This is a genomic window from Arthrobacter burdickii (assembly GCF_030433645.1).
GTDB classification, from domain to species: domain Bacteria; phylum Actinomycetota; class Actinomycetes; order Actinomycetales; family Micrococcaceae; genus Arthrobacter_D; species Arthrobacter_D burdickii.
The window spans coordinates 3,085,536-3,107,469 of record NZ_JAROCG010000001.1; the positions used below are offsets into that span (position 1 = coordinate 3,085,536).

Annotated in this window: 20 protein-coding genes and 1 tRNA gene; 6 read left to right on the top strand and 15 right to left on the bottom strand. The window is 69.3% G+C overall.

Annotation, left to right across the window (positions count from 1 at the left end; translation table 11 throughout):
- Positions 1 to 188: 188 nt before the first annotated feature.
- Positions 189 to 1,016: a ParA family protein gene (locus tag P5G52_RS14500; protein ID WP_301228510.1), complete on the top strand. Its 828-nt coding sequence runs from the start codon at positions 189 to 191 to the stop codon at positions 1,014 to 1,016.
- 87 nt (positions 1,017 to 1,103) lie between these two features.
- On the opposite strand, the gene P5G52_RS14505 is transcribed toward P5G52_RS14500, so the two are convergent.
- The 14 genes from P5G52_RS14505 to P5G52_RS14570 form a co-directional block, all read right to left on the bottom strand.
- A complete protein-coding gene (locus P5G52_RS14505; protein WP_301228512.1) occupies positions 1,104 to 1,691 on the bottom strand; it encodes a MerR family transcriptional regulator in 588 nt (195 codons plus the stop codon).
- Between the two features lie 234 nt (positions 1,692 to 1,925).
- A complete protein-coding gene (locus P5G52_RS14510) occupies positions 1,926 to 2,429 on the bottom strand; it encodes a bifunctional nuclease family protein (RefSeq protein WP_301228514.1) in 504 nt (167 codons plus the stop codon).
- A 10-nt stretch (positions 2,430 to 2,439) separates the two neighbouring features.
- Complete coding sequence (gene ftsR / locus P5G52_RS14515; RefSeq protein WP_301228516.1) at positions 2,440 to 3,189, bottom strand: transcriptional regulator FtsR; 750 nt, start codon at positions 3,187 to 3,189, stop codon at positions 2,440 to 2,442.
- 8 nt (positions 3,190 to 3,197) lie between these two features.
- Complete coding sequence (locus tag P5G52_RS14520; RefSeq protein ID WP_301228518.1) at positions 3,198 to 3,644, bottom strand: FHA domain-containing protein; 447 nt, start codon at positions 3,642 to 3,644, stop codon at positions 3,198 to 3,200.
- 122 nt (positions 3,645 to 3,766) lie between these two features.
- On the bottom strand, positions 3,767 to 4,153 hold the full coding sequence (gcvH, locus tag P5G52_RS14525; protein WP_087073750.1) for a glycine cleavage system protein GcvH: 387 nt from the start codon (positions 4,151 to 4,153) through the stop codon (positions 3,767 to 3,769).
- A 185-nt stretch (positions 4,154 to 4,338) separates the two neighbouring features.
- Positions 4,339 to 4,412 (bottom strand) — tRNA-Pro (locus P5G52_RS14530).
- Between the two features lie 77 nt (positions 4,413 to 4,489).
- Positions 4,490 to 6,040 (bottom strand): ribosome biogenesis GTPase Der, encoded by a 1,551-nt coding sequence (der, locus tag P5G52_RS14535; protein WP_301228521.1) that lies wholly within the window; start codon positions 6,038 to 6,040, stop codon positions 4,490 to 4,492.
- Positions 6,041 to 6,133: 93 nt separating this feature from the next.
- A complete protein-coding gene (gene cmk, locus P5G52_RS14540; protein WP_301228836.1) occupies positions 6,134 to 6,844 on the bottom strand; it encodes a (d)CMP kinase in 711 nt (236 codons plus the stop codon).
- A gap of 47 nt (positions 6,845 to 6,891) precedes the next feature.
- Entirely contained in the window at positions 6,892 to 8,010 is a 1,119-nt protein-coding gene (locus P5G52_RS14545; RefSeq protein ID WP_301228523.1) for a prephenate dehydrogenase, read from the bottom strand.
- Between the two features lie 9 nt (positions 8,011 to 8,019).
- Positions 8,020 to 9,378 carry a pseudouridine synthase gene (locus tag P5G52_RS14550; RefSeq protein WP_301228525.1) on the bottom strand — a complete coding sequence of 453 codons (1,359 nt, stop codon included), beginning with the start codon at positions 9,376 to 9,378 and terminating at the stop codon, positions 8,020 to 8,022.
- Between the two features lie 27 nt (positions 9,379 to 9,405).
- Positions 9,406 to 10,047: an SMC-Scp complex subunit ScpB gene (scpB, locus tag P5G52_RS14555; RefSeq protein WP_301228527.1), complete on the bottom strand. Its 642-nt coding sequence runs from the start codon at positions 10,045 to 10,047 to the stop codon at positions 9,406 to 9,408.
- Positions 10,040 to 11,041 carry a segregation and condensation protein A gene (locus P5G52_RS14560; protein WP_301228529.1) on the bottom strand — a complete coding sequence of 334 codons (1,002 nt, stop codon included), beginning with the start codon at positions 11,039 to 11,041 and terminating at the stop codon, positions 10,040 to 10,042. Before P5G52_RS14560 ends, scpB begins: the two co-directional genes overlap by 8 nt.
- Before the next feature lie 35 nt (positions 11,042 to 11,076).
- Positions 11,077 to 11,964 carry a ParA family protein gene (locus P5G52_RS14565; RefSeq protein WP_087073902.1) on the bottom strand — a complete coding sequence of 296 codons (888 nt, stop codon included), beginning with the start codon at positions 11,962 to 11,964 and terminating at the stop codon, positions 11,077 to 11,079.
- 449 nt (positions 11,965 to 12,413) lie between these two features.
- Positions 12,414 to 13,820 (bottom strand): cation:dicarboxylate symporter family transporter, encoded by a 1,407-nt coding sequence (locus P5G52_RS14570; RefSeq protein WP_301228839.1) that lies wholly within the window; start codon positions 13,818 to 13,820, stop codon positions 12,414 to 12,416.
- A 229-nt stretch (positions 13,821 to 14,049) separates the two neighbouring features.
- Here P5G52_RS14570 and P5G52_RS14575 point away from each other — a divergent pair, with 229 nt between their 5' ends.
- Together P5G52_RS14575 and P5G52_RS14580 are read left to right on the top strand one after the other, a co-directional pair.
- Positions 14,050 to 15,864 (top strand): sensor histidine kinase, encoded by a 1,815-nt coding sequence (locus P5G52_RS14575; RefSeq protein ID WP_301228532.1) that lies wholly within the window; start codon positions 14,050 to 14,052, stop codon positions 15,862 to 15,864.
- Positions 15,861 to 16,583: a response regulator gene (locus P5G52_RS14580; RefSeq protein ID WP_301228534.1), complete on the top strand. Its 723-nt coding sequence runs from the start codon at positions 15,861 to 15,863 to the stop codon at positions 16,581 to 16,583. Before P5G52_RS14575 ends, P5G52_RS14580 begins: the two co-directional genes overlap by 4 nt.
- 76 nt (positions 16,584 to 16,659) lie before the next feature.
- On the opposite strand, the gene P5G52_RS14585 is transcribed toward P5G52_RS14580, so the two are convergent.
- Positions 16,660 to 18,618 carry an AMP-binding protein gene (locus tag P5G52_RS14585; protein ID WP_301228536.1) on the bottom strand — a complete coding sequence of 653 codons (1,959 nt, stop codon included), beginning with the start codon at positions 18,616 to 18,618 and terminating at the stop codon, positions 16,660 to 16,662.
- 189 nt (positions 18,619 to 18,807) lie between these two features.
- On the opposite strand from P5G52_RS14585, the gene P5G52_RS14590 reads away from it, so the two are divergent.
- The 3 genes from P5G52_RS14590 to prpB are packed head-to-tail and all read left to right on the top strand — an operon-like array spanning position 18,808 to position 21,922.
- Positions 18,808 to 19,479 carry a GntR family transcriptional regulator gene (locus tag P5G52_RS14590; RefSeq protein ID WP_301228538.1) on the top strand — a complete coding sequence of 224 codons (672 nt, stop codon included), beginning with the start codon at positions 18,808 to 18,810 and terminating at the stop codon, positions 19,477 to 19,479.
- Positions 19,472 to 20,992: an MmgE/PrpD family protein gene (locus P5G52_RS14595; RefSeq protein WP_301228540.1), complete on the top strand. Its 1,521-nt coding sequence runs from the start codon at positions 19,472 to 19,474 to the stop codon at positions 20,990 to 20,992. Before P5G52_RS14590 ends, P5G52_RS14595 begins: the two co-directional genes overlap by 8 nt.
- Positions 20,993 to 20,998: 6 nt before the next feature.
- Entirely contained in the window at positions 20,999 to 21,922 is a 924-nt protein-coding gene (prpB, locus tag P5G52_RS14600; RefSeq protein WP_301228542.1) for a methylisocitrate lyase, read from the top strand.
- Positions 21,923 to 21,934 lie beyond the last annotated feature (12 nt).

The window sequence follows — 21,934 nt, forward strand, 5'->3', positions numbered from 1 at the left end:
CGCTGGATCGATCCTACCCGGCCCGCCCGGCGGGTCCACGGTGCATGTCATCCTGCTTCATGACCGCGCGGACGCCTCGAATCCGCGGGCTACGGGCGTCCCGGGGGCCCGTAGCGATCACCCTAGAATGGGTCGGGGGCCGATCCGCGAGCCTCGGTGTCCGCCAGAGATAGGTAGAGGGTTATTCCGTGCAGGTAGTGAGCATCAGCAGCCTCAAAGGCGGCGTGGGAAAGACGTCGGTCACCCTGGGGCTGGCCTCGGCCGCACTGGCAGCAGGAGTCCCCACACTCGTGGTCGACCTCGATCCCCATGCGGATGCCACCACCGGACTGGCGGTCCGGCCCTCCGACCAGATCGACGTCGGACGTCTGCTGAAGGACGCGCGACGCGGGGACCTGAGGGCCAACACCGTCCCGAGCGGCTGGGTGACCACCGCTGCGAAACTCAGGGGATCGGGGCGGTCCACGCTCGACGTTGCCATGGGCTCCGCCTACTCCGGCATCTACGACCGGCCGGACCTCGGCCGGCGCGACCAGCGCAGGCTGGCGACGCTCCTGTCCCGCGTGACGGGCTACAGCCTCGTCCTGATCGACTGCCCGCCGTCGCTCAACGGCCTCACGCGCATCGGCTGGACCGCGAGCAACAAGGTCCTCCTCGTTGCCGAACCGGCCCTGTTCTCCGTGGCGGGCACCGAGCGGACGATGCGCGCCCTCGAGCTCTTCCGCCGGGAGTTCGCCCCCGACCTGCACGCGGCGGGCATCGTGGCGAACCGGGTGCGGCCGACGTCGAACGAGCATGCGTTCCGCCTCGGCGAGATGCGGCAGATGTTCGGCGACCTGCTGCTCAGCCCGACGATCCCGGAGCAGGCCAACTGGCAGCAGATCCAGGGCGCTGCCCACTCCGTGCACCACTGGCCCGGGGATTCCGCCCAGCAGTCGGCGGGCTACTTCGATGAGCTGCTGAGAAGTGTCCTGGATTCGGGCAGGATGCGGAGCCGTACCGCCAGGCGTGCCTGATCCCGCAAGCTAGGCGGACGGCCCGGAGGTAGCAGTGCGCCGGGAAATGCAACGGAGCGGGCCCCGAGGGGCCCGCTCCGTTGTCTGCTAGCTGATCTTGCGTGTCACGCGGCGCTTGCTGAGTTCGTCCCCGGGGAATTCCTGGTCGGGAGCGTGCTCGCTGGGAAGGGCCGCGAGGCTGCCCTCCACCTCGCGCCACACACGGCCGACGGCGATACCGAAAACCCCCTGCCCGCCCTGCACGAGGTCGATGACCTCGTCCGCGGACGTGCATTCGTACACGCTGGCACCGTCACTCATGAGGGTGATCTGGGCGAGGTCCTCGACGCCGCGCTCCCGCAGGTGCTCGACCGCTGAACGGATCTGCTGGAGTGACACTCCAGTGTCGAGCAGCCGCTTGACCACCTTGAGGACGAGGATGTCGCGGAAGCCGTAGAGGCGCTGTGTGCCGGAGCCGGAGGCGCCGCGCACGGCGGGTTCGACGAGGCCCGTGCGGGCCCAGTAGTCGAGCTGGCGATAGGTGATGCCTGCAGCCTTGCAGGCGGTGGGGCCGCGGTATCCGGCGTCCTCGTCGAGGACGGGGAGGTCTTCCGTGAACAGTAAGCCCTGGGCGCTGGGCGGGACACCCGTGCCTGCCGGGCTGGCTGCCTTGCCGGCGTCACCCTTCGGACTCACGTGTTGCCTCCTCGTCGGGTTCCCGGGGAAAATGCCGGCTGGGCGGGACCTCGGGATGTGCACTCAAGTGTGCCCCGAGTCCCCCACGCACGCAATGGGAACTGTATCCTTCGACGTTAGATCGCGGGAGGGGCAAGGTCAAAGATGCTGGGCCGCAAGCATGGCCGTGTCGCCGGCAGCCGCCCCGGCGCGCGGGCATCGCCGGCCCGCGACCGCGCCGTAGAGGGGGCCGCGTCAGCGCTCGAAGTCCTCGGGTTCAACGTCGGCGAGGAACTCCCGGAACTGGAGGACCTCCTTCTCGGCCGTCTCCTCGGTGTCGCCGTCCTCCGTCTCCTCGGCGTCGGCATCCGCTATCTCGACGCCGGCCAGGGCCAGGACCTCGTCCGCGCAGTAGATGGGGCAGGGTACCCGCAGTGCTATCGCGAGGGCGTCGGAAGCCCGGGAGCTGACGGTCACCCCGTCGCTGAAGACGAGTTGCGCGTGATAGACCGTGTCCTCCACGGAGGTTATGCGCACCTCGGAGATCGTCTTGCCTGCCGCTGCGACGACGTCGACCAGGAGGTCGTGGGTCATGGGCCGCGGCGGCACGATGCCCTGCTGGACGAAGGCGATGGCACTGGCCTCCGGGGCTCCGATCCAGATCGGCAGGTGCCGCTCCCCCGCAGTCTCACGCAGAAGGACCAGGGGCTGGTTCGACGGCAGTTCGATCCGCACGCCCACCACTTCTACTTCGATCACGGGGAACCGCCTAACTGTCCATTCGGGCGATATGGCTGTGCACGAGGGCACTGTGCAGACCGAGGCAGAGTTCGCTGATCTCACGCGCCGTCTCGGCTGCACGGGCCTTCGATGCGACGTCCTTGCGGGACGCGACAGGAGCGACGACGCGCTCGACGAGGCCCAGCTCCCGGTCCGCTGCGGCACGGAAGGGCCTCAGGTGGCGGGGTTCGATCCCGTGGCTCTCGAGTTGCAGGCACGCTTTCGTGATCTTGAGGGCGTGCTCGTCGAAGCGGTTGTCCACGGCGGTGATCAGACCGAAGCTCACGAGGTCGTCGACGAGCCGGCGGGGTGCACCGGCCTCGGCGGCGAGCGTCTCCGCGGTGAGCCGACGGCCGTGCGCACTGAGTTCGCGGGACAACTGGTCCGACACGACGCGCGGGGAAAGCGTCATGCCTCCGGGCAGCGACTCGGGCCGCTCTCCGCGATCGATCGCGTCGACGTAGTCCTTGATGACCTTCAGGGGAAGGTACTGGTCGCGCTGCAGGGCCAGGACGAAACGCAGCCGTTCGACGTCGTGGCCTGCATACTTCCGGTACCCGGCGCGTGTCCGCTGCGGGGAGATCAGGCCCTTCTCCTCGAGGAAGCGGATCTTGGAGGCCGTGACCCGGGGAAAGTCCTCGGCCAGCTCGCGCAGGACCTCACCGATGTTGAGGACACCGGTGCCGGAGGAGCCGGAGGCGATGCCGGCCGGGTGGCGGGCGGGTCGGGAAACAGGCATGAACCGGACTAGGCCTGCGCTGCCGTATGCCGCGGAGCCCGGCCGGACGCCCTGCGCGCTGCGTAGAAGGTCAGGCGGAACTTGCCGATCCGCACCTCGTTGCCGTCGCGCAGCGCGACGCTGTCCACGCGGTCGTTGTTCACGTACGTGCCATTGAGGCTTCGGGTGTCCACGACGACGAAGCCGCTGTCGGTCCTCCGGAACTCGGCGTGCTGGCGGGACACCGTGACGTCGTCGAGGAAGATGTCGGCATTGGGGTGGCGTCCGGCCTTGGTGATGTCCTCGTGGAGGAGGAACCGCGCGCCGGCGTTCGGCCCGGAGTGGGCTATCAGGAGGGCTGAACCCGCCGGAAGTGCGGCAACGGAGGCCTGCTCCTCCCGTGTCAGATGTCGCTCGATCTCTTCCGCGGTGGAGTACGGCGGCAGACTGATCGACGTTGTTTCAGGAGACGTCATGTTCGGCTCTTCTCCTTTTCCGGATCGATTCACGTTGCGTACCATCGGTCTTCCTCCCCCTGCTGCGCGGTACGCCCGGTTGTCGCCAGCCGTACCGTCCCCGCTGACTTCGCCGGGTAGTTCTAGCCTACCTGCTGGGAGTAGTCGGCTGAACTCAGGAGATCCTGGACCACGGAGGGGTCGGAGACCTTGATCTCCAGCAGCCAGCCCTCGCCGTACGGGTCGGAGTTGATCAGGGACGGATCGTCGTCGAGCGCTTCGTTGCGCGAGACGACCTGGCCGGTGACCGGTGCGTAGATGTCGCTGACGCTCTTGGTCGATTCGACCTCGCCGATCACATCGGCGCCTGCCACGCTGGTGCCCTCCTCGGGCATCTGCACGTAAACGACGTCGCCGAGCGCATCCTGGGCGAAATCGGTGATGCCGACGCGCACCGTGCCGTCGATGGCGGGCTCGCTGACCCACTCGTGCTCCGCGGTGTAGTAGAGGCCATCGGGAATGTTGCTCATGGTTGCCTTTCGGACGCGCGGTCTTCAGCGGCGGACGGCCGCCGGGTACTGGTCGAGTATAGGCATATCCGGCGGGCACGTGACGCGCCTCTCACGCGGCCGGTCGCGGCGGGCTGCCCTCGCCCCGGACATGCAAAAAGCCCGTCTCCTCCGGCGGATCGCCGGTGGAAACGGGCCCTGCAGTGTCGGGATGACAGGATTTGAACCTGCGACCCCTTGACCCCCAGTCAAGTGCGCTACCAAGCTGCGCCACATCCCGATCGGCCTGTCCAGCAGGCCAAACCACTCGGATAACAATACAGCATTCTCGGAGCGGATCAGCACACCGGGACAGGGTCAGCGCTTGCGGCTCCGCTTCTCGCGGACGCGCATGCTGACCTCGATGGGCGTGCCCTCGAAGCCGAACGTCTCGCGCAGGCGGCGCGTGATGAAACGGCGGTAGCCGGGGTCCAGGAACCCCGTGGTGAACAGGACGAACTTCGGCGGCCGACTGGAGGCCTGCGTCCCGAAGAGGATGCGCGGCTGCTTGCCTCCGCGCACCGGGTGGGGGTGCGCCGCGACGAGCTCGCCCAGGAACGCGTTGAGGCGTCCCGTCGGGATGCGCCGGTCCCAGGACTCGAGCGCGACGTCGAGGGCGGGCACCAGGCGGTCCTTGTGCCACCCGGTCAGGGCCGAGATGTTCACGCGGGGCGCCCAGTCCACGTGCGCGAGGTCCTGCTCGATCTCGCGCTCGAGGTACCGGCGGCGCTCGTCGTCCAGCAGGTCCCACTTGTTGAAGGCCAGCACGATCGCCCGGCCGGACTCGATGGCCATGTTCAGGATGCGGATGTCCTGCTCGCTGAGCACCTCGTCGACAGCGAGGAGGACGACGGCGACCTCGGCCTTCTCCAGCGCCGACTGTGTGCGCAGCGAGGCGTAGAAGTCGGCGCCCTGCTGCATGTGCACGCGGCGGCGGATACCTGCGGTGTCCACGAAGCGCCAGGTGCGGCCCCCGAGCTCGATCATTTCGTCCACCGGGTCGCGGGTGGTCCCGGCCAGGGGGTCGACGACGACGCGGTCAGAGCCGGCGAGTTTGTTGAGCAGGGAGGACTTGCCGACGTTGGGGCGCCCGATCAGGGCGATGCGCCGCGGACCGCCGGACCGCTCGATGCCGCCGTGCTCCGAGAACTCCGGGAGGATCTCGTTGACCTTGTCCAGCATGTCGGCCGTGCCGCGCCCGTGCAGGGCGGAGACCGGCCAGGGCTGACCGAAGCCGAGTCCCCACAGCACCGAGGCATCGGCCTCGTTCTGGATGTCGTCGACCTTGTTGGCCACGAGGATGACCGGCTTCTTCTTGCGACGCAGCATGCGCACCACGGCCTCGTCGGTCGCGGTGGCGCCGACCGTTGCATCCACGACGAGCAGCACGGCGTCGGCCATGTCCACGGCGATCTCCGCCTGGTCGGCGACGCGGGCAGCGATGCCCTTCGCATCCTGCTCCCAGCCTCCCGTGTCCACCAGTGTGAAATTGCGGCCCGACCACTGCGCCGGGTAGGACACCCGGTCGCGGGTGACTCCGGGGGTGTCCTCGACGACGGCCTCACGGCGGCCGAGGATGCGGTTCACCAGGGTGGACTTGCCCACGTTCGGTCGCCCGACGATCGCCAGGACGGGGTTGAGCCGACCCTCTGCCTCGTCGTCGTAGTCCTCGTCCTGGCGGGCGAGGAGCGCGGCGTCCTCCTCGTCGAGCTCGTAGTCCTCGAGCCCGGCCCGCAGCGAGGCGGCGCGCTGCTCGGCCTCGGCGTCGTCGAGGGTATCGAGCACCTCACTGACATGGTCCTCGCCGCTCGGCTCGTAGTCCTCGTCGGCGCCCTGGTCCGTCGCGTTCGGCGAAAGGTTCTCGCTCATGTTGTTTCCTTCGGTTGGTGTTCACCGTCTCCCGACGGTAATCCTGGTGGGCTCGCGCCCGAGATCTTGCGGTTGTGCCCGGCTGGCGCCCGGCTAGTGCGCGACGGTGCGCACGATGCCGATGACCGCCGCCACGGTCTGCTCGAAGTCGAGGTCCGACGAGTCGAGCGTGACGACGCCGTCCGCCGCCTGCTGGAAGTTGACCACGGTCGAGTCCTTCGCGTCACGGTCGGTGACCTGCCGCTTGAGCTGCGCGTCGGTCTGCGTTCCGCCGAGCTGGTCGCCGCGGCGGCGCAGGCGGGCTTCCTCGCTCGCGGTCAGGAGGATGCGCACCTCCGCGTCGGGAGCGACGACGGTGGTGATGTCCCGTCCTTCGGCGACGATCCGGTGCCCGGCACCGGCGATCAGTGCACGCTGGCGACGGATCAGCTCGGCCCTCGCACCCATGGTCGTGGCGACGGCGCTGACCGCCGAGGAGACCTCGGGTTCGCGGATGGCGGAGGTGACGTCGTCGCCCGCTATGGTCACGGACTCACGGTCGGGGCTGGTGCTGATGAAGAGTTCGATGGACCGTGCCGCCGCCTCGACCGCGGCGCTGTCCTGGAGGTCGATCCCCGTGGCGATGCAGTGGAGCGTGACGGCCCGGTACATGGCACCGGTGTCGAGGTAGGCGGCGCGCAGGCGGCGGGCCACCTCGCGGCTGACGCTCGACTTGCCGGACCCGGAGGGACCGTCGATGGCGACCACGAGGGACTTGCCGAGGCGGAACCCCGAGTAGGGGCCCGACGGAGCGGACTCCCCCACGGGACCCGCGGCCCGGAGTGCCTGCGTGGTTTCTGCTGAAGTCTGGGTCACTGCACTACCTTCCAGCCCCGCTGCGTCAGGGACTCCGTCAATTCTTGTCGCTTGCCCGGCAGGACCGAGAGCTCCGCAAGGCCCACCTGCCGTCCGGGAGAGTGCTCGAGGCGGAAATCCTCGACGTTGATGCCGGTGTGGCCGATCTCCGTGAGGAGCTTCGCGATCTGGCCGGGCACGTCGTCGACGAGCACGGTCAGGCGCGCAAAGGAGTTCGGCGGCGTGCCGTGCTTGCCGGGAACACGCGCCTGGCCGGCGTTCCCCTCGGACATCAGCTGCGCCATGTCGAGCCGGGCTCCGCCGGCCGTCGGGTCCTCTAGGGTGCCGATCAGGCGGTTCAGGTCCTCCCGGACGCCGTAGAGGATGTCGACGAGGCGGCCGGCGTTGGCGGACAGGATCTGCACCCAGAGGCGCGGGTCGCTGGCCGCGATGCGGGTGACGTCCCGCAGTCCATTGCCGGCGAGCGAGAGGGCCTGCACCGGCGAATCCTGCAGCCTGCTCGCCACGAGGGATGACACCACCTGGGGCAGGTGCGAGATGAGGGCGACAGCCTCGTCGTGCTCCTCGACGGACATCCGCGCCGGTACGGCGCCGAGGTCGACGGCGAGCGACTCGGCGCACAGCACGGCCTCGGGAGCACTGTCGGCATGGGGGCAGAGGACCCACGGAGCGCCCGTGAAGAGCGCCGCACGCGCAGCGACGGGCCCGGACTTCTCGCGGCCGGCCATCGGGTGCGTCCCGACGTAGCGGGAGAGGTGTCCCTCGACGCCGGGGGTGGCGGCGAGTTCCCGGAGGATCGACTCCTTCACGCTGCAGATGTCGACGACGACGGCGTCGGGGTACGCCAGCAGGGCGGCTGCGACCACACGCGCGGTGACGTCGGGCGGCGTGGCCACCACGACGACCTCCGGCGCCACCCGCCCCGCGCCCTGGGCTTCGGCGAGGAGCCGGCCGGCGCCGATGTCGCGGGCGACGGCTTCGGTCGACGGCGAACTATCGGACAGGACGACGTCGAGCCCGCGCATGCGCAGACCCAACCCGATGCTGGCACCCAGCAGGCCGGCCCCGATGATCAGGACCGGTCCGGCGAGGTGCGTTCCCTGCTCCGTGCGCATGGTCATCGGTTAGAGGCCCACCGATGCCAGCAGGTGCCCGACCTCCTGGCGCCCGAGCACGCGGATGCTGCCCTGGCGCTGGTCGCCGACCCGGATGGGGCCGAGCTGGGTCCGGACGAGGCGCTCGACGGGGTGGCCGACGGCGTCGAAGAGCCTGCGGACCACGCGGTTGCGGCCGGAGTGCAGCACGACCTCGACGAGGACGTGTCCCGGTGTCGAGTCGACGAGCTTGAAGGAGTCCACCTGTGCGGGGCCGTCCTCGAGCTCGATACCCTCCTTCATCTGCGCGCCGATGCCCTGCGCCATTGGTCCCCGGACCTGCACCAGATAGGTCTTCGGGACCTCGTACGAGGGGTGGGTCAGGCGGTTGGTGAGTTCACCGTCGTTGGTGAGCAGGAGCAGACCCTCGGTCTCGGCGTCGAGACGACCGACGTGGAAGAGCCGCTCGTTCTTGTTCTTGTTCTTCAGGAAGTCACTGATGCAGGGACGGCCCTCGGGGTCCTCCATGGTGGAGACGACGCCGCGCGGCTTGTTGAAGACGTAGTACTTCAGGTGCTCGTTGAGTTGCAGGCGAATGCCGTCCACATGGATGGCCACCTGCTCAGGATCGACGCGCACGCCGAGTTCGGTGACGACGGTACCGTCGACCTCCACACGTCCGTCGAGGATCATCTCCTCGCACACGCGGCGAGAGGCGACGCCCGCGAGCGCCATCACTTTCTGCAGGCGCACGCCCTCCGGATTGTGGACGTCGATCTCGTCCGCCGGGCGGCTCGCGCGCTTGGGCTTCGAGGGACGCACAGGGCCGAGGTTCTGCCCGAAGCGTTCCCGCCCGAAGGCCTTTGCTCCCGCGGGCTTCTGGCGACCGGCACCCTCCTGGCCGCCGGAACGGGCACCGGACGTGGCACCGGGGCGCCCGGGCTTCCCGCCCGCACGTCCTCCGGCCTTGACGCCGAAGCGGCTGGACGGGGTCCCTGCGGACGGCCTTCCTGCGGCCGAACGGGCGCGGCCGTCGGTGGAAGGACGGCGATCGCCTCCCGCAGCCGGGCGCCCCTCGGACGAGCGCTCCTGGAACGGACGGCTCTCCCCGGAACGGCCGCCGCGGTCGTTGCGCTCCTGGAACGGACGGCCTTCACCGGAACGGCCGCCGCGCTCGTTGCGCTCCTGGAACGGACGGCTCTCGCCGGAACGGCCGCCGCGCTCGTTGCGCTCCTGGAACGGACGGCCCTCGCCGGAACGGCCGCCGCCGCCCTGTCCCGATCCGCCGCGCGGTGAGGACGTCCGCCGGGCAGCGTCGGATGGGCGTCCGGTCGATCCGCCGCGGCGCGGCGTATTGCGTCCGGAACCGGATCCTGGCTGCTGTGTCATGTAGAAAGTCCTTCTCGTAGGTCGTGCTCAGTACGTCGTCTCGTCATACTCCCCAAGGCTCTCGAGGCCCGGCAGATGGGGAGCGATCCGGGGCAATTCGTCGACGCTGCCCAGCCCCAATCTTTCCAGAAAGAAGGTGGTGGTCCCATAAAGGACTGCGCCGGTCTCCGGATCGGTCTCCAGCTCGACAACAAGTCCGCGCTGGAGCAGGGTGCGGACCACGGAATCGACGTTGACGCCCCGAATTGCAGAAACCCGGGCACGGGACACGGGTTGGCGGTACGCGATGACCGCCAGAGTCTCGAGTGCTGCTTGTGAAAGCCGGGCAGATTGGCCATCGAGCACGAAGTCGGCAACAACGGAGGCGAAGTGCTTCCGGGAGAAGATGCGCCACCCGCCGGCGATGTTCCTGAGTTCGAAACCGCGCGGCACGAATGATTCGGTGCTTCGGGGGCCTGACCCAGTATAGCCGTCGTACTCCCGCTGCAGGTCCACCAGCACCGCGTGCACCTGCGCCGTCGGCCGATCGAGCACGGCTGCGACCTGCTCGTCCGTCACCGGGCGGTCCGCCACCATGAGGATCGCCTCCACCGCGCCGCGGAGCCCGCCCGGGAGGTCCTCGACGGAGACGCCGTGTCCGTCGGGCGCGCTCTCGTCGGATTCATGCATCGTGCACTCCTTTCCTGTGTGCCTGGTCCTGGTCCTGGTCCTCGAAGTCGCTCGCCAGCAGTTCGGCCGTCCAGCGCTCGTCCTCCGCGCTCCAGCGCACCACCAGCTCGGTCAGCGGCGCGGCCTGGTCGAAGGAGACGACGCCGTCCCGAAACAGCTCGAGGAGGGCCAGGAACCGCACCACGAGGACCAGCCGCGACTCGGCGTCCGCGGTCAGCTGCCGGAAGGACAGCGGTCCCCGTGACTGCAGCAGGTCCTGCAGCACGACCGCCTGGTCACGCACGCTCACCGGCGGGGAGTGCAGGTGCTCGATGCTGACCTCGGCCGGCTGCTCCTGACGCGGCGTGAGCACTTTCGCCGCGAGTGCCGCGAATTCCTCGGGTGAGTGCTTCCAGATGAGTTCCGGCAGGAGCCGGGTGAACTCGGCCTCGAGGGGTACGCTCCGCGGGTGCCGCGCCTCCTCCTCCTCGAGCCGGCCCGCAAGGTGCCGGGCCATCTCCTTGAACGCCTTGTACTGCAGGAGGCGGGCGAAGAGCAGGTCGCGCGCCTCGAGGAGCGCGATGTCTTCCTCGTCCTCCACGGCGCCGGCGGGCAGGAGCCGGGCGGCCTTCAGGTCGAGGAGGGTGGCGGCGACGACCAGGAACTCACTCGCCTCGTCGAGCTTCCACTCCCCCTCCGCAGCCTGGATGCGGCGGATGTGGGCGATGAACTCGTCGGTCACCTGCGCCAGGGCGATCTCGGTGATGTCGAGTTCGCGCCGCGAGATGAGGTTCAGCAGCAGGTCGAAGGGACCGCTGAAATTGGTCAGCTGCACCTCGAAGACCGGCGGGCGGGCAGGAACCTGCGCCGCAGCACTCTCGACGGCATCGCCGTCGCCACCACCGTCAGCACTACCCCCGGTGGAGCGGCCGTTGCCGGGTCCCGGGTTCCCGCGCAGGGTGGCCTGCGCCGTCGTCGCCTCTCCGCCCGCACGCGCGGACGTTGTGCCCGCCATTCAGCGGAACCGGGCGGACCCGGGATCGACGGGCACTAGGGCGCTCCGCCCCTACTGATGAGCTCCTTCGCAAGCCTGCGGTACGCATCCGCACCCGAGTGGTTGGCTGCATAGGACGTGATGGGTTCGGCGGCCACCGTCGCGTCCGCGAACTTGATGGTGCGTTTGATGACCGTCTCGAAGACCTTGTCGCCGAAGGCCTCCACGAGGCGCGCGATGACCTCGCGGCTGTGCAGCGTCCGCGCGTCGTACATGGTTGCGAGCACGCCGTCGATCTGCAGACGCGGGTTCAGACGGTCCTGCACCTTCTCGATGGTCTCGACCAGCAGGGCCACGGCGCGCAGGGCGAAGAACTCGCAGATCAGCGGGATGATCACGCCGTGGGCCGCCGTGAGGGCGTTGACCGTGAGCAGTCCGAGGGACGGCTGGCAGTCGATGAGGATGACGTCGTAGTCGTCGGACACCTTGCGCAGCGCCCGGTCGAGGACCTGCTCGCGTGCCACCTCGTTGACGAGCTGCACCTCGGCCGCCGACAGGTCGATGTTGGCGGGCAACAGGTCGATGTTCTCGATCGCGGTGTGCTGGATGGCGTCCTGGATGGAGACCTTCCGGTCCATGAGCACGTTGTACACGGTCACGTCGAGCTCGTGCGGGTTGGTACCGAGGCCGGCGGAGAGCGCGCCCTGCGGGTCGAAGTCGACGAGCAGCACCTTGCGTCCCGCTTCGGCGAGCGCGGCACCCAGGTTGATGGTGGACGTCGTCTTACCGACGCCGCCCTTCTGGTTGACCATCGCGATAACCCTCGCCGGGCCGTGCGAGTCTAGGACCCGTGGCTCAGGGAACTCCGTCACAGGGCGGCCGGTCGGGCCGAATCCCGCGTCCGCTGCGCTGGGCAGAGTTGTGGAACCCTGTTCACTACTCACGTATTTCTCCACGCTTCCATCAGAATCGGTGCAGGCCGGTCGATCATCGTTCCCGAGCGGCATTTCTATAGTCCACGGTACAACGCCTACGGCAGCACCCGTGGAGACGAGTGCTCTTCCATTACGAGCCTTGAGCCTCAGCCTGAGGTCGAACGTTCCCCGGTCATGCCGTCCGTAGGGGCTCCACCGGCCGCTCGGCGACCTGTCCGGAGACCCGCCCACTGACCCGTCCACCGGCCTGTCGATTGACCTTCCCGCCTGCCAGCCGACCTTCCCGCCTGCCTGCCGGCCTGCGTGGCCGCCCGTCTGCCCGCCTCCCCTGCCTGCCTCCTTGCCGGACACGACGACGGCGATGGCCCGGTCGTGTTCCGGGCCATCGCCGTTCTGTCTGCCGAGCCATTGGCTCGCGCCGCCGACTCAGCGAGCGCAGGGTCTCTTCAGCGCAGGGTCTAGTGAGCGCTGGTTCCCCGTACCGCCGCGTCGGTCCGAACGGCGGCACCCTCCTCGACGTCGACGTCGTCGCCGTTCTCGAAGCGGTGATCGGTACTCATCGTGGTCTCGTCGAAGGGCAGGCGTCCCTCGAGGACCTCGTCGACACGGCCGCGGTCGATCTCCCGCGTCCAGGTGCCGATGAGGACGGTGGCGACGGCGTTGCCGGTGAAGTTCGTCAGCGCACGCGCCTCGGACATGAACCGGTCGATGCCGACGATAAGGCCGACGCCGTCGACCAGGTCGGGACGGTGCGACTGCAGGCCGCCGGCAAGGGTTGCGAGGCCGGCGCCGGTGACGCCCGCTGCGCCCTTGGACGCGATGATCATGAAGATCAGCAGGGAGATCTGCTCACCGAGGGCCAGCGGCTTGCCCAGTGCTTCCGCCACGAAGAGCGATGCCATCGTCAGGTAGATGGCGGTGCCGTCGAGGTTGAACGAGTAACCGGTGGGTACTGTCACGCCGACCACGGGCTTGGAGACGCCGAGGTGCTCCATCTTGGCGATGAGGCGGGGCAGGGCCGCCTCGGAGGAGGAGGTGCTGAAGATGAGCAGGTACTCGCGGCCGAGGTAGCGCATCAGCTTCAGGATGTTGATGCCGGTCACGAGCTTCAGCAGGCCACCGAGGATGACGACGATGAAGAGGATGCAGGTGATGTAGAAGGCGAGCATCAGCGTGGCCATGCTGATGATGGCCTGCACGCCCGTCTCGCCGACCACGGCGGCGATGGCACCGAAGGCGCCGATGGGCGCGAGCCACATGATCATGACGAGGATGCGGAACACGAGCGCCTGGATGTAGCCGATGCCGCGAAGGACCGGCTTGCCGGCCGAGCCCATCTTCTGGAGGGCGAAACCGACGAGCAGTGCCACGAACAGTGTCTGGAGGATGCTCGGGCCCGTGAGCGCCGCGAGGAGCGTGGTGGGGATGATACTGAGCAGGAAGCCGACGGTTCCCTCCGGTGCACCCTCGGCGGCTGCGGGCACCTCGTAGGTCGTCGATGAGATGTCGAGGCCCTCGCCCGGCTGGATGAGGTTCCCGACGACGAGGCCGATGGCGAGCGCGAAGGTCGACATCAGCATGAAGTAGCCCAGTGCCAGGCCGCCGACCTTGCCGACGGTCGCGGCCTTGGCGATGGAGCCGATACCGAGCACGATGGTGCAGAAGATGATTGGTGCGATCATCATCTTGATGAGGTTGATGAAGCCCGTGCCGAGAGGCTTGAGCGACTTGGCGAATTCGGGGGCCATGAGGCCGAGGATCGCACCGAGCACCACGGCGGCGATGACCGCGATGTAGAGGAAGTGGGTCTTGTCGACCCGCTTGCGGGGTTCTGCGGGTCCGCTGTCGGACCTCGATGGCGCCATAGCCATGATGTTCTCCCTTGGTGTCGGCCGCCCGGCGGCGCCGGCGGCGAAGGTCGTTCTTCGTCCGCGGGGGTCTCTCCAGGAAGCGTACTGTTGAGTATTTCCCCCTCATCATGGCACTGCGAGTGACCGCGGTCACCATTGAGTTCATACTGGTCGTGGCCCGGCGAATCCGGCGCTTTTGCCGCCGGCCGAGGCCGGCAGAAATCGGAAGGAGCAGGATCACCGCGTGAGTCGCTGGAGCCTCGCCCGGCAGTTCTTCCTGGCCCAACTCGTCTTCATCCTCATCCTCTCGGCATCCCTCTCGGTGATCCTCTATGCGGACGCGGCGGAGGGCGTGAACGACGCCGCAGCGGAGCGCATGGTCGCCGTCTCCACCGCCATCGCCCTCGACCCGGCCGTGCTCGACGCTGTCGAGGGGACCGATCCGTCCGCCACGCTCCAGCCCTACGCCGTCGACGTCATGGACCGGCTGGGCGTGGACTTCATCACGATCATGGCTCCGGACCGGACGCGCTACACGCACCGCAACCCGGAGCAGATCGGCAGGCCGTACATCGGTTCGGTGTCCGAAGCCCTGGCGGGGCGTACGCACACCGAGACATACGTAGGGACCCTCGGCCCGTCGATCCGCTCCATCGTTCCGGTGGTGGACGGCGACGGGACGGTGCAGGCGATGGTCGCTGCGGGGATCACGGTGGATCGCGCCGTCATCGCGCGCAACGCGCAGCTCCCGCTCGTCGCCTTCATCGCCCTCGGTGCGCTCGCGCTGGGCGCCCTCGCCTCGTTCCTGCTGAGCCGGCGCCTGCGGGACGCGACCCTGGGCATGGGCCCCGCCGAACTCTCACGCACCTTCGTCTTCTACGACTCGGTCCTCCATTCCGTCCGTGAGGGCCTCCTCCTCATCGACGCGTCGGGACGGCTGATCCTGTACAACGACCAGGCCGCGCGGCTCCTCGGCCTCGACGGGACGCAGGAGCCGGTGCCGGCGACGCACCTCGCGGTTCCGCCGTCGCTGCGCGAACTCCTCATGTCGGGGCGCAGGGCCCACGACGAAGTGCACCTGACCGACGACCGGGTCCTGGTGGTCAACCAGGAGCCTGCCGTCCCTCCCACCGCTGCCGGGCGCGGCGCCCATGCGCCCACGGCCCTCGGCACCGTCACGACCCTGCGGGACCACACCGAGATCCAGGCCCTGACGGGTCAGGTGGAGACCATGCGCACCCTGACGGACGCCCTGCGCTCGCAGACCCACGAACACGCCAACCGCCTGCACACCATCGTCTCGCTGGTGGAACTCGGCAGGAGCGCGGATGCGGTCGACTTCGCGACGAGGGACCTGCAGCAGTCGCAGCGGCTCACCGACGAGGTGGTCGAGGCCATCGACGAGCCCTTTCTCGCGGCGCTCCTGGTGGGCAAGGCCGCCCAGGCGAACGAGCGCGGCATCGAACTGACCTCGGACATCGCTCCGGACGCGCAGGCGGGCTCCCTCAACCCCGTGGACCTGGTGACGATCATCGGCAACCTCCTGGACAACGCGTTCGACGAGGCCGCCGCCTCCGAGGACCCCCGGGTGCTCCTCACCGTGCACAGGGTGACCGGCGGGAGCGGGTCCCCCGAACTCGAGATCGCCGTGGAGGACAGCGGCAACGGCCTACCCGACTCCGAGAAGGCGAAGGTGTTCGACTTCGGCTACAGCACGAAGGCATCCCCTGATGCGACGGGTGCCGGGCGCGGCGTCGGCCTCGCCCTCGTCCGCCAGGCGGTCCAGCGCTTCGGCGGCTCGCTGGAGGTGACCGACACGGACGACGGCGGAGCCCGTTTCGCCGTGCGCCTCCCCTACCCGGCTGCGCCGGCAGGCAATCCGGCAGGCAATCCGGCAGGCAATCCGGCAGGCAATCCGGCAGGCAATCCGGCAGGCAATCCGGCAGGCAATCCGGCAGGCAGTCCGACGGGCAGTCCAGCGCAGGATCCAGACAGCAGTCCGCGAGCGCCCGGAGAGCCGGACGTCCCACTCCGCGCCGACACCGGAGGCGTGGCATGAGCACGATCCGTGTCCTCGTCGTGGAGGACGACCCCGTGGCCGCGGACGCGCACGCCGAGTACGTGCGTCGGCTCGAGGGCTTCGAACTCGTGGGTGTCGCCCGGAGCGGTGCGGAACTCGCGGTCTTCCTCCACCTGGCCGGTGAGGGGACGGGCCAGGCGGAGGCGGCCGTCGACCTCATGCTGCTGGACATGAATCTGCCGGACGCGCACGGACTGGACATCATCCGCCGGGTGCGCGGGCTCGGCCTGCCGCTGGACATCATCGCGATCACCGCGGTGCGTGACCTGCACGTGGTGCGCTCGGCCATCTCGTCCGGCATCGTGCAGTACCTCATCAAGCCCTTCACCTACTCCGCGTTCCGGGAGAAGCTCGAGGCCTACCGGGAGTTCCGCCAGAACCTGGTGGACCAGGCGTCCGCCACGACGCAGGCCGAGGTGGACCAGGCCTTCGCCTCCCTGAGGCCCGTCACGGCGGCCACGCTGCCCAAGGGCCTCTCGGCCGAGACTTTGCGGGCTGTCTCGCGCCTGCTGAAGGAACTCCGGGAACCGACGTCGGCCATCGAGGTGTCGGAGTCCCTGTCCATGTCCCGGGTCACCGCGCGGCGCTACCTGGAGTACCTTGCGGACCAACAGTCCGTCCTCCGGACCCCCCGCTACGGCACGCGGGGACGCCCCGAGTTCGAATACAGCTGGGCGCGGACCAGCACGGAGGGGTGACGGTCCGCCTCTCGGGAGCCCAGCACCACGAGGTTGCGCCCGGAACGGTCACCGCAGGAACGTTCCAGCAGGACCGTCACTCCGGCCGTGGTCGCAGCAGCGGCTCGAGCGCCGCGAGGACAGCGGGATCCTCGATGGTCGAGGGCACCACGTAGGACTCTCCCGCCGCCATCTGCCGCATGGTCTTCCGCAGGATCTTGCCCGATCGGGTCTTGGGCAGCGCCTCGACCACGACTGCCGACCTGAAGTCCGCGACCGGGCCGATCGCCGTGCGGACCATGGCCACGAGGTCTGCCTGGAGCGTCAGCGGATCGACGGACGCGCCCGACTTGAGGACCACGTACCCGCTGGCCCGTTGTCCCTTGAGCGGGTCCTGCAGACCGAGGACGGCGCATTCGGCGACGGCGGGGTGCTGTGCGATCACCTGCTCGATGGCCCCCGTCGAGAGCCTGTGGCCTGCGACGTTGATGACGTCGTCGGTGCGTCCCATGACGAAGACGTAGCCGTCGGAGTCCACGTAGCCCGAGTCACCGCTCGTGTAGTACCCCTCGAACGAACTCAGGTAGGAGTCCCGGTACCGGGCGTCGCTCCCCCACAGCGTGGTCAGGGCACCCGGCGGAAGCGGAAGACGGAGGGCGATGCTCCCCTCCGTCCCGGCCGGAACCGCGGACCCCTGGTGGTCGAGGACGACGACGTCGAACCCTGGGGACGGCAGCGACGGCGAACCGGCCCGCAGCGGTACGCCGCCGAGTCCGCGGGGGTTCGCGCAGATCGGCCAGCCGGTCTCGGTCTGCCACCAGTTGTCGACGACGGGCACGCCGAGGACCTCCCCGATCCACCCGGACGTTCCCGTGTCGAGCCGCTCGCCCGCCGAGAACAGCGTGGCCAGCGAGGACAGGTCGTGGGCCCGGAGCGCCGCGCCCTCGGGATCCGCCCGCCGGATGGCGCGCAGGGCGGTCGGCGCGGTGAACAGCACCTTGACGGAGTGCTGTTCGATGAGCCGGCCGAAGACCCCGGCGTCGGGCGTGCCGACCGGCTTGCCCTCGTACAGGACCGTCGTGGCGCCCGCCAGCAGCGGCCCGTAGACGATGTAGGAATGGCCGACCACCCAGCCGACGTCGGACGCCGTGAGCATCACGTCGCCCGGTCCGATGCCGAAGATCCCCTGCATCGACCACGTGAGGGCGACGGCGTGTCCTCCGTTGTCGCGCACCACCCCCTTGGGAGCACCCGTCGTGCCCGAGGTGTAGAGGATGTAGAGCGGATCGGTGGCCGCGACCTCGACCGGTGGGACAGCGGAGGCGGTGGACACCGCGTCGTCCCAGTCGAGCCAGGAGGTTCCCGGCTCCTGGTAGTCCCGAATACCGTGCGCGAAGCCCTCGCGCGCCTTAGCGACGACGGGCGTGCCGGCGCTCTCCGCGAGCGCGAGTGCCGCGTGGACCGCGGGCAGGTACTCGACGCGCCGGCCCGGCTCAATCCCTCCCGACGCCGTGAGGATGACCGAGGGCCGGGCGTCCCGGATGCGGGCGGCCAGCTCGGCCGGGGCGAACCCGCCGAAGACCACGGAGTGGACAGCGCCGAGCCGGGCCGCGGCGAGCATGGCCACCACGGCCTCGGGGATCATCGGCAGGTAGATGAGGACACGGTCGCCCTTCCCGACGCCGAGCCCCGCCAGCACACCGGCGAAGACGGCGACCTCGTCCAGGAGCTCGGCGTAGGTGTAGGTCCGGCTGACTCCGAGCATCGCCGAGTCGTAGACCAGTGCGGCCTGGCCGCCTCGGCCCGCGTCGACGTGCCGGTCGAGCGCGTTGTAGCTGGTGTTCAGGGATGCGTCGGGGAACCACCGGTAGAAGGGGGCGGCGAAGGCGTCGAGGACGGTCGTCGGCGGCGTCACCCAGTCGACCGCTCCGGCTGCCTCGCGCCAGAAGGCCTCGGGGTCGGCCAAGCTCGCAGCGTGCAGCCGGCGGTACCGGTCCAGCCCGGAGTTCGCCTGGTCCACGTTCCCCTGGTCGACGTCGTGTCCTGCAGCAGCCATGATCGCCCTTCGTCGCGCGTGGAGGAACAGTACCACGGGCATACCAACCAGTCCGAGGATCTGTATACACAACCGGTAGGTGCGTTCGGATTGGCCCGCTTTCTCTTGCTCCCGTCCCCTGTTGTGTATACATTGGGCATATCGCGCGTCCCGAACGCGGAGATGTCGGAAGGAACGGAGGCGACGAGGATGCGGGCCAGCGATCGCGCCTATTCCCTCCTGCGCTCCGACATCGTCGAATGGCGGCTGGCCCCGGGTGACCTGCTCGCGGAGGTCGAACAGTCCGCCCGGCTCGGCGTCTCGAGGACGCCCCTACGGGAGGCACTCTCCCGGCTCGTCGCCGAAGGGCTCGCCGCCCCCGCCGGCCGCGGCGTCGTCGTCTCCGCCATCTCCCTCGACGCCGTGACGGATTTGTTCGAGGTCCGGCTGCCCCTGGAATGCGCGGCCGTCCGGCTCGCCGCCCATCGGGGAGACCCTGCACTCTTCACCGCGCTCGCGGAGGAGTTCGCCGCTGCGGGGAGGCTCATCGAGGACGACGACGGCGGGCAGGACGCCTACTACGCGCTCGTCGCACGGCTGGACCGGGAGATCGACGATGCGGCGCGGAACCCCTACCTGCTGCAGGCCCAGAAACCGATCCGCACACACCTCGCCCGCGTGCGCAGGCTGGCACGGGACAACCCCCGCCGGCTCCTGGCCTCGGCACGCGAGCACGAGCAGATCGCCCTCGCCCTCGGTGCCGGGAACGCCGAGCTCGCCGAGGCCTCCATGCGCGTGCACCTCCACAACAGTCTGCAGCACCTCCGCTCCCCGCTTACCGGGGACCACGACACGCACCACCGAGAGGAACACCATGGTTGAATTCCATCCCGTCCGCGTCCACCGCAGCGAGGAGAACCTCCCCCGAGCCGGGCAGCTCGCCTGGAAGATCGCCGAAGTCGCCGCCGATCCCGTCGAGGTTCCCGCCGACGTGACCGACATGGTGATCAACCGCATCATCGACAACGCCTCCGTCGCCCTCGCGTCCCTGAACCGGGCCCCGGTGATCGCCGCACGCGCGCAGGCGACGAGCCACCCGGTCTCCGCACACGGCGCGGGTGCCGCCGTCTTCGGCGTCGACTCCCCCGTCTCGGCGGAATGGGCCGCCTGGGCCAACGGTGTCGCCGTGCGTGAACTCGACTACCACGACACGTTCCTCGCAGCGGACTACTCCCATCCCGGCGACAACATCCCGCCGATCCTCGCCGCCGCGCAGCACACCGGCGCCCCGGGCCGGGACCTGGTCCGCGCCATCGCCACCGGCTACGAGATCCAGGTCGACCTCGTGAAGGCGATCTGCCTGCACGAGCACAAGATCGATCACGTCGCCCACCTCGGCCCGTCCGCGGCCGCCGGCATCGGCACCCTCCTCGCGCTGGACCCCGACGTCATCTTCCACGCCGTCGGCCAGGCGCTGCACACGACGACGGCGACCCGGCAGTCACGCAAGGGCGAGATCTCGACGTGGAAGGCCCATGCCCCGGCGTTCGCCGGGAAGATGGCCGTCGAGGCGATCGACCGGGCCATGCGCGGGCAGACCTCCCCCACGCCCATCTACGAGGGCGAGGACGGCGTGATCGCCTGGCTGCTGGACGGCCCCGAGGCGAACTACGAGGTGCCCCTTCCGGCGCGGGGCGAGCCGAAGCGCGCCATCCTCGACACCTACACGAAGGAGCACTCCGCCGAGTACCAGGCCCAGGCCTGGATCGACCTCGCGCGGCGCCTGCACGGGGCCCACCCGGAGGCGACCGATCCGGACAACGTCGTGTCCATCGTCATCTCCACCTCGCACCACACCCACTACGTCATCGGCTCCGGTGCGAACGATCCGCAGAAGTACGATCCGGCTGCCTCCCGTGAGACGCTCGACCACTCGATCCCCTACATCTTCACAGTCGCCCTGCAGGACGGCCGCTGGCACCACGAGGACTCCTACGCCCCCGCACGGGCCGCCCGGCCGGACACCGTGGCACTGTGGCGGAAGGTCACCACGGTGGAGGACCCCGAGTGGACGCGCCGCTACCACTCCCTGGACATCGCCGAGAAGGCCTTCGGCGGCAGCGTGGAGATCACCCTGACGGACGGCACGGTCATCACGGACGAGATCGCGGTGGCGGACGCCCATCCCCTGGGAGCCCGGCCCTTCGCGCGGACGGACTACATCGCCAAGCTGCGGATGCTCGCCGAGGGCGTCGTCGAGGACGCGGAACTGGACCGCTTCCTGGCCGCCGTCGAGCAGTTGCCCGACCTCCCGGCAGACTCGCTGGGACAGCTGAACATCCTCGCCCGACCCGGGTACCTCGATGCGGCCGCCGCGCCGCAGGGACTCCTGTAGGCCGCCGTGCTGTACTCGACCGTGACCCCCGAGCAGAAGCGCCGTGCACTGCGGGACGGACTCGCGTCCGGACGCCTCCAGCAGTTCCCCGGAGCCTTCAATCCCCTGTCCGCCCGGCTCATCGGGGACAAGGGATTCGACGGCGTCTACATCTCCGGTGCCGTCATCGCCGCCGACCTCGGGCTGCCGGACATCGGCCTCACCACCCTCACCGAGGTCGCGCACCGTGCCGGGCAGATCGCCCGCATGACCGACCTGCCGTGCATCGTCGACGCCGACACGGGGTTCGGCGAGCCGATGAACGTCGCCCGCAGCGTGCAGGAACTCGAGAACGCCGGGCTCGCCGGCTGCCACATCGAGGACCAGTTCAATCCGAAGCGGTGCGGGCACCTCGACGGCAAGAACGTCGTCGACCTCGAGACGGCCGTGAAGCGGATCCGTGCCGCGGCCGATGCCCGCCGTGATCCGAACTTCCTCATCATGGCCCGCACCGACATCCGCGGCACCGACACCCTCGAGGCCGCACAGGAGCGCTCCCGTGCCCTCGTGGAGGCAGGGGCGGACGCCATCTTCCCCGAGGCGATGCGGACCCTGGACGAATTCCGGGCCATCCGCGCCGTCGTCGACGTGCCGGTCCTGGCCAACATGACGGAGTTCGGCAAGAGCGACCTCTTCACCGTGGACCAGCTGCAGGAGGCAGGCGTGACGATGGTGATCTACCCGGTCACGCTGCTGCGCAGTGCGATGGGCGCCGCCGAGCGTACGCTGGACTCGATCAGGACGCACGGGACGCAGGAGCCTGCCGTGGAGTCCATGCAGACGCGCAGCCGCCTCTACGAGCTGGTGGACTACGAGGGATACAACCGCTTCGACTCCTCCGTCTTCAACTTCGAGGTGCCGGACGGGCGCTCCGGCCGGGGCGATCGTTGACCGCGCCGGCAC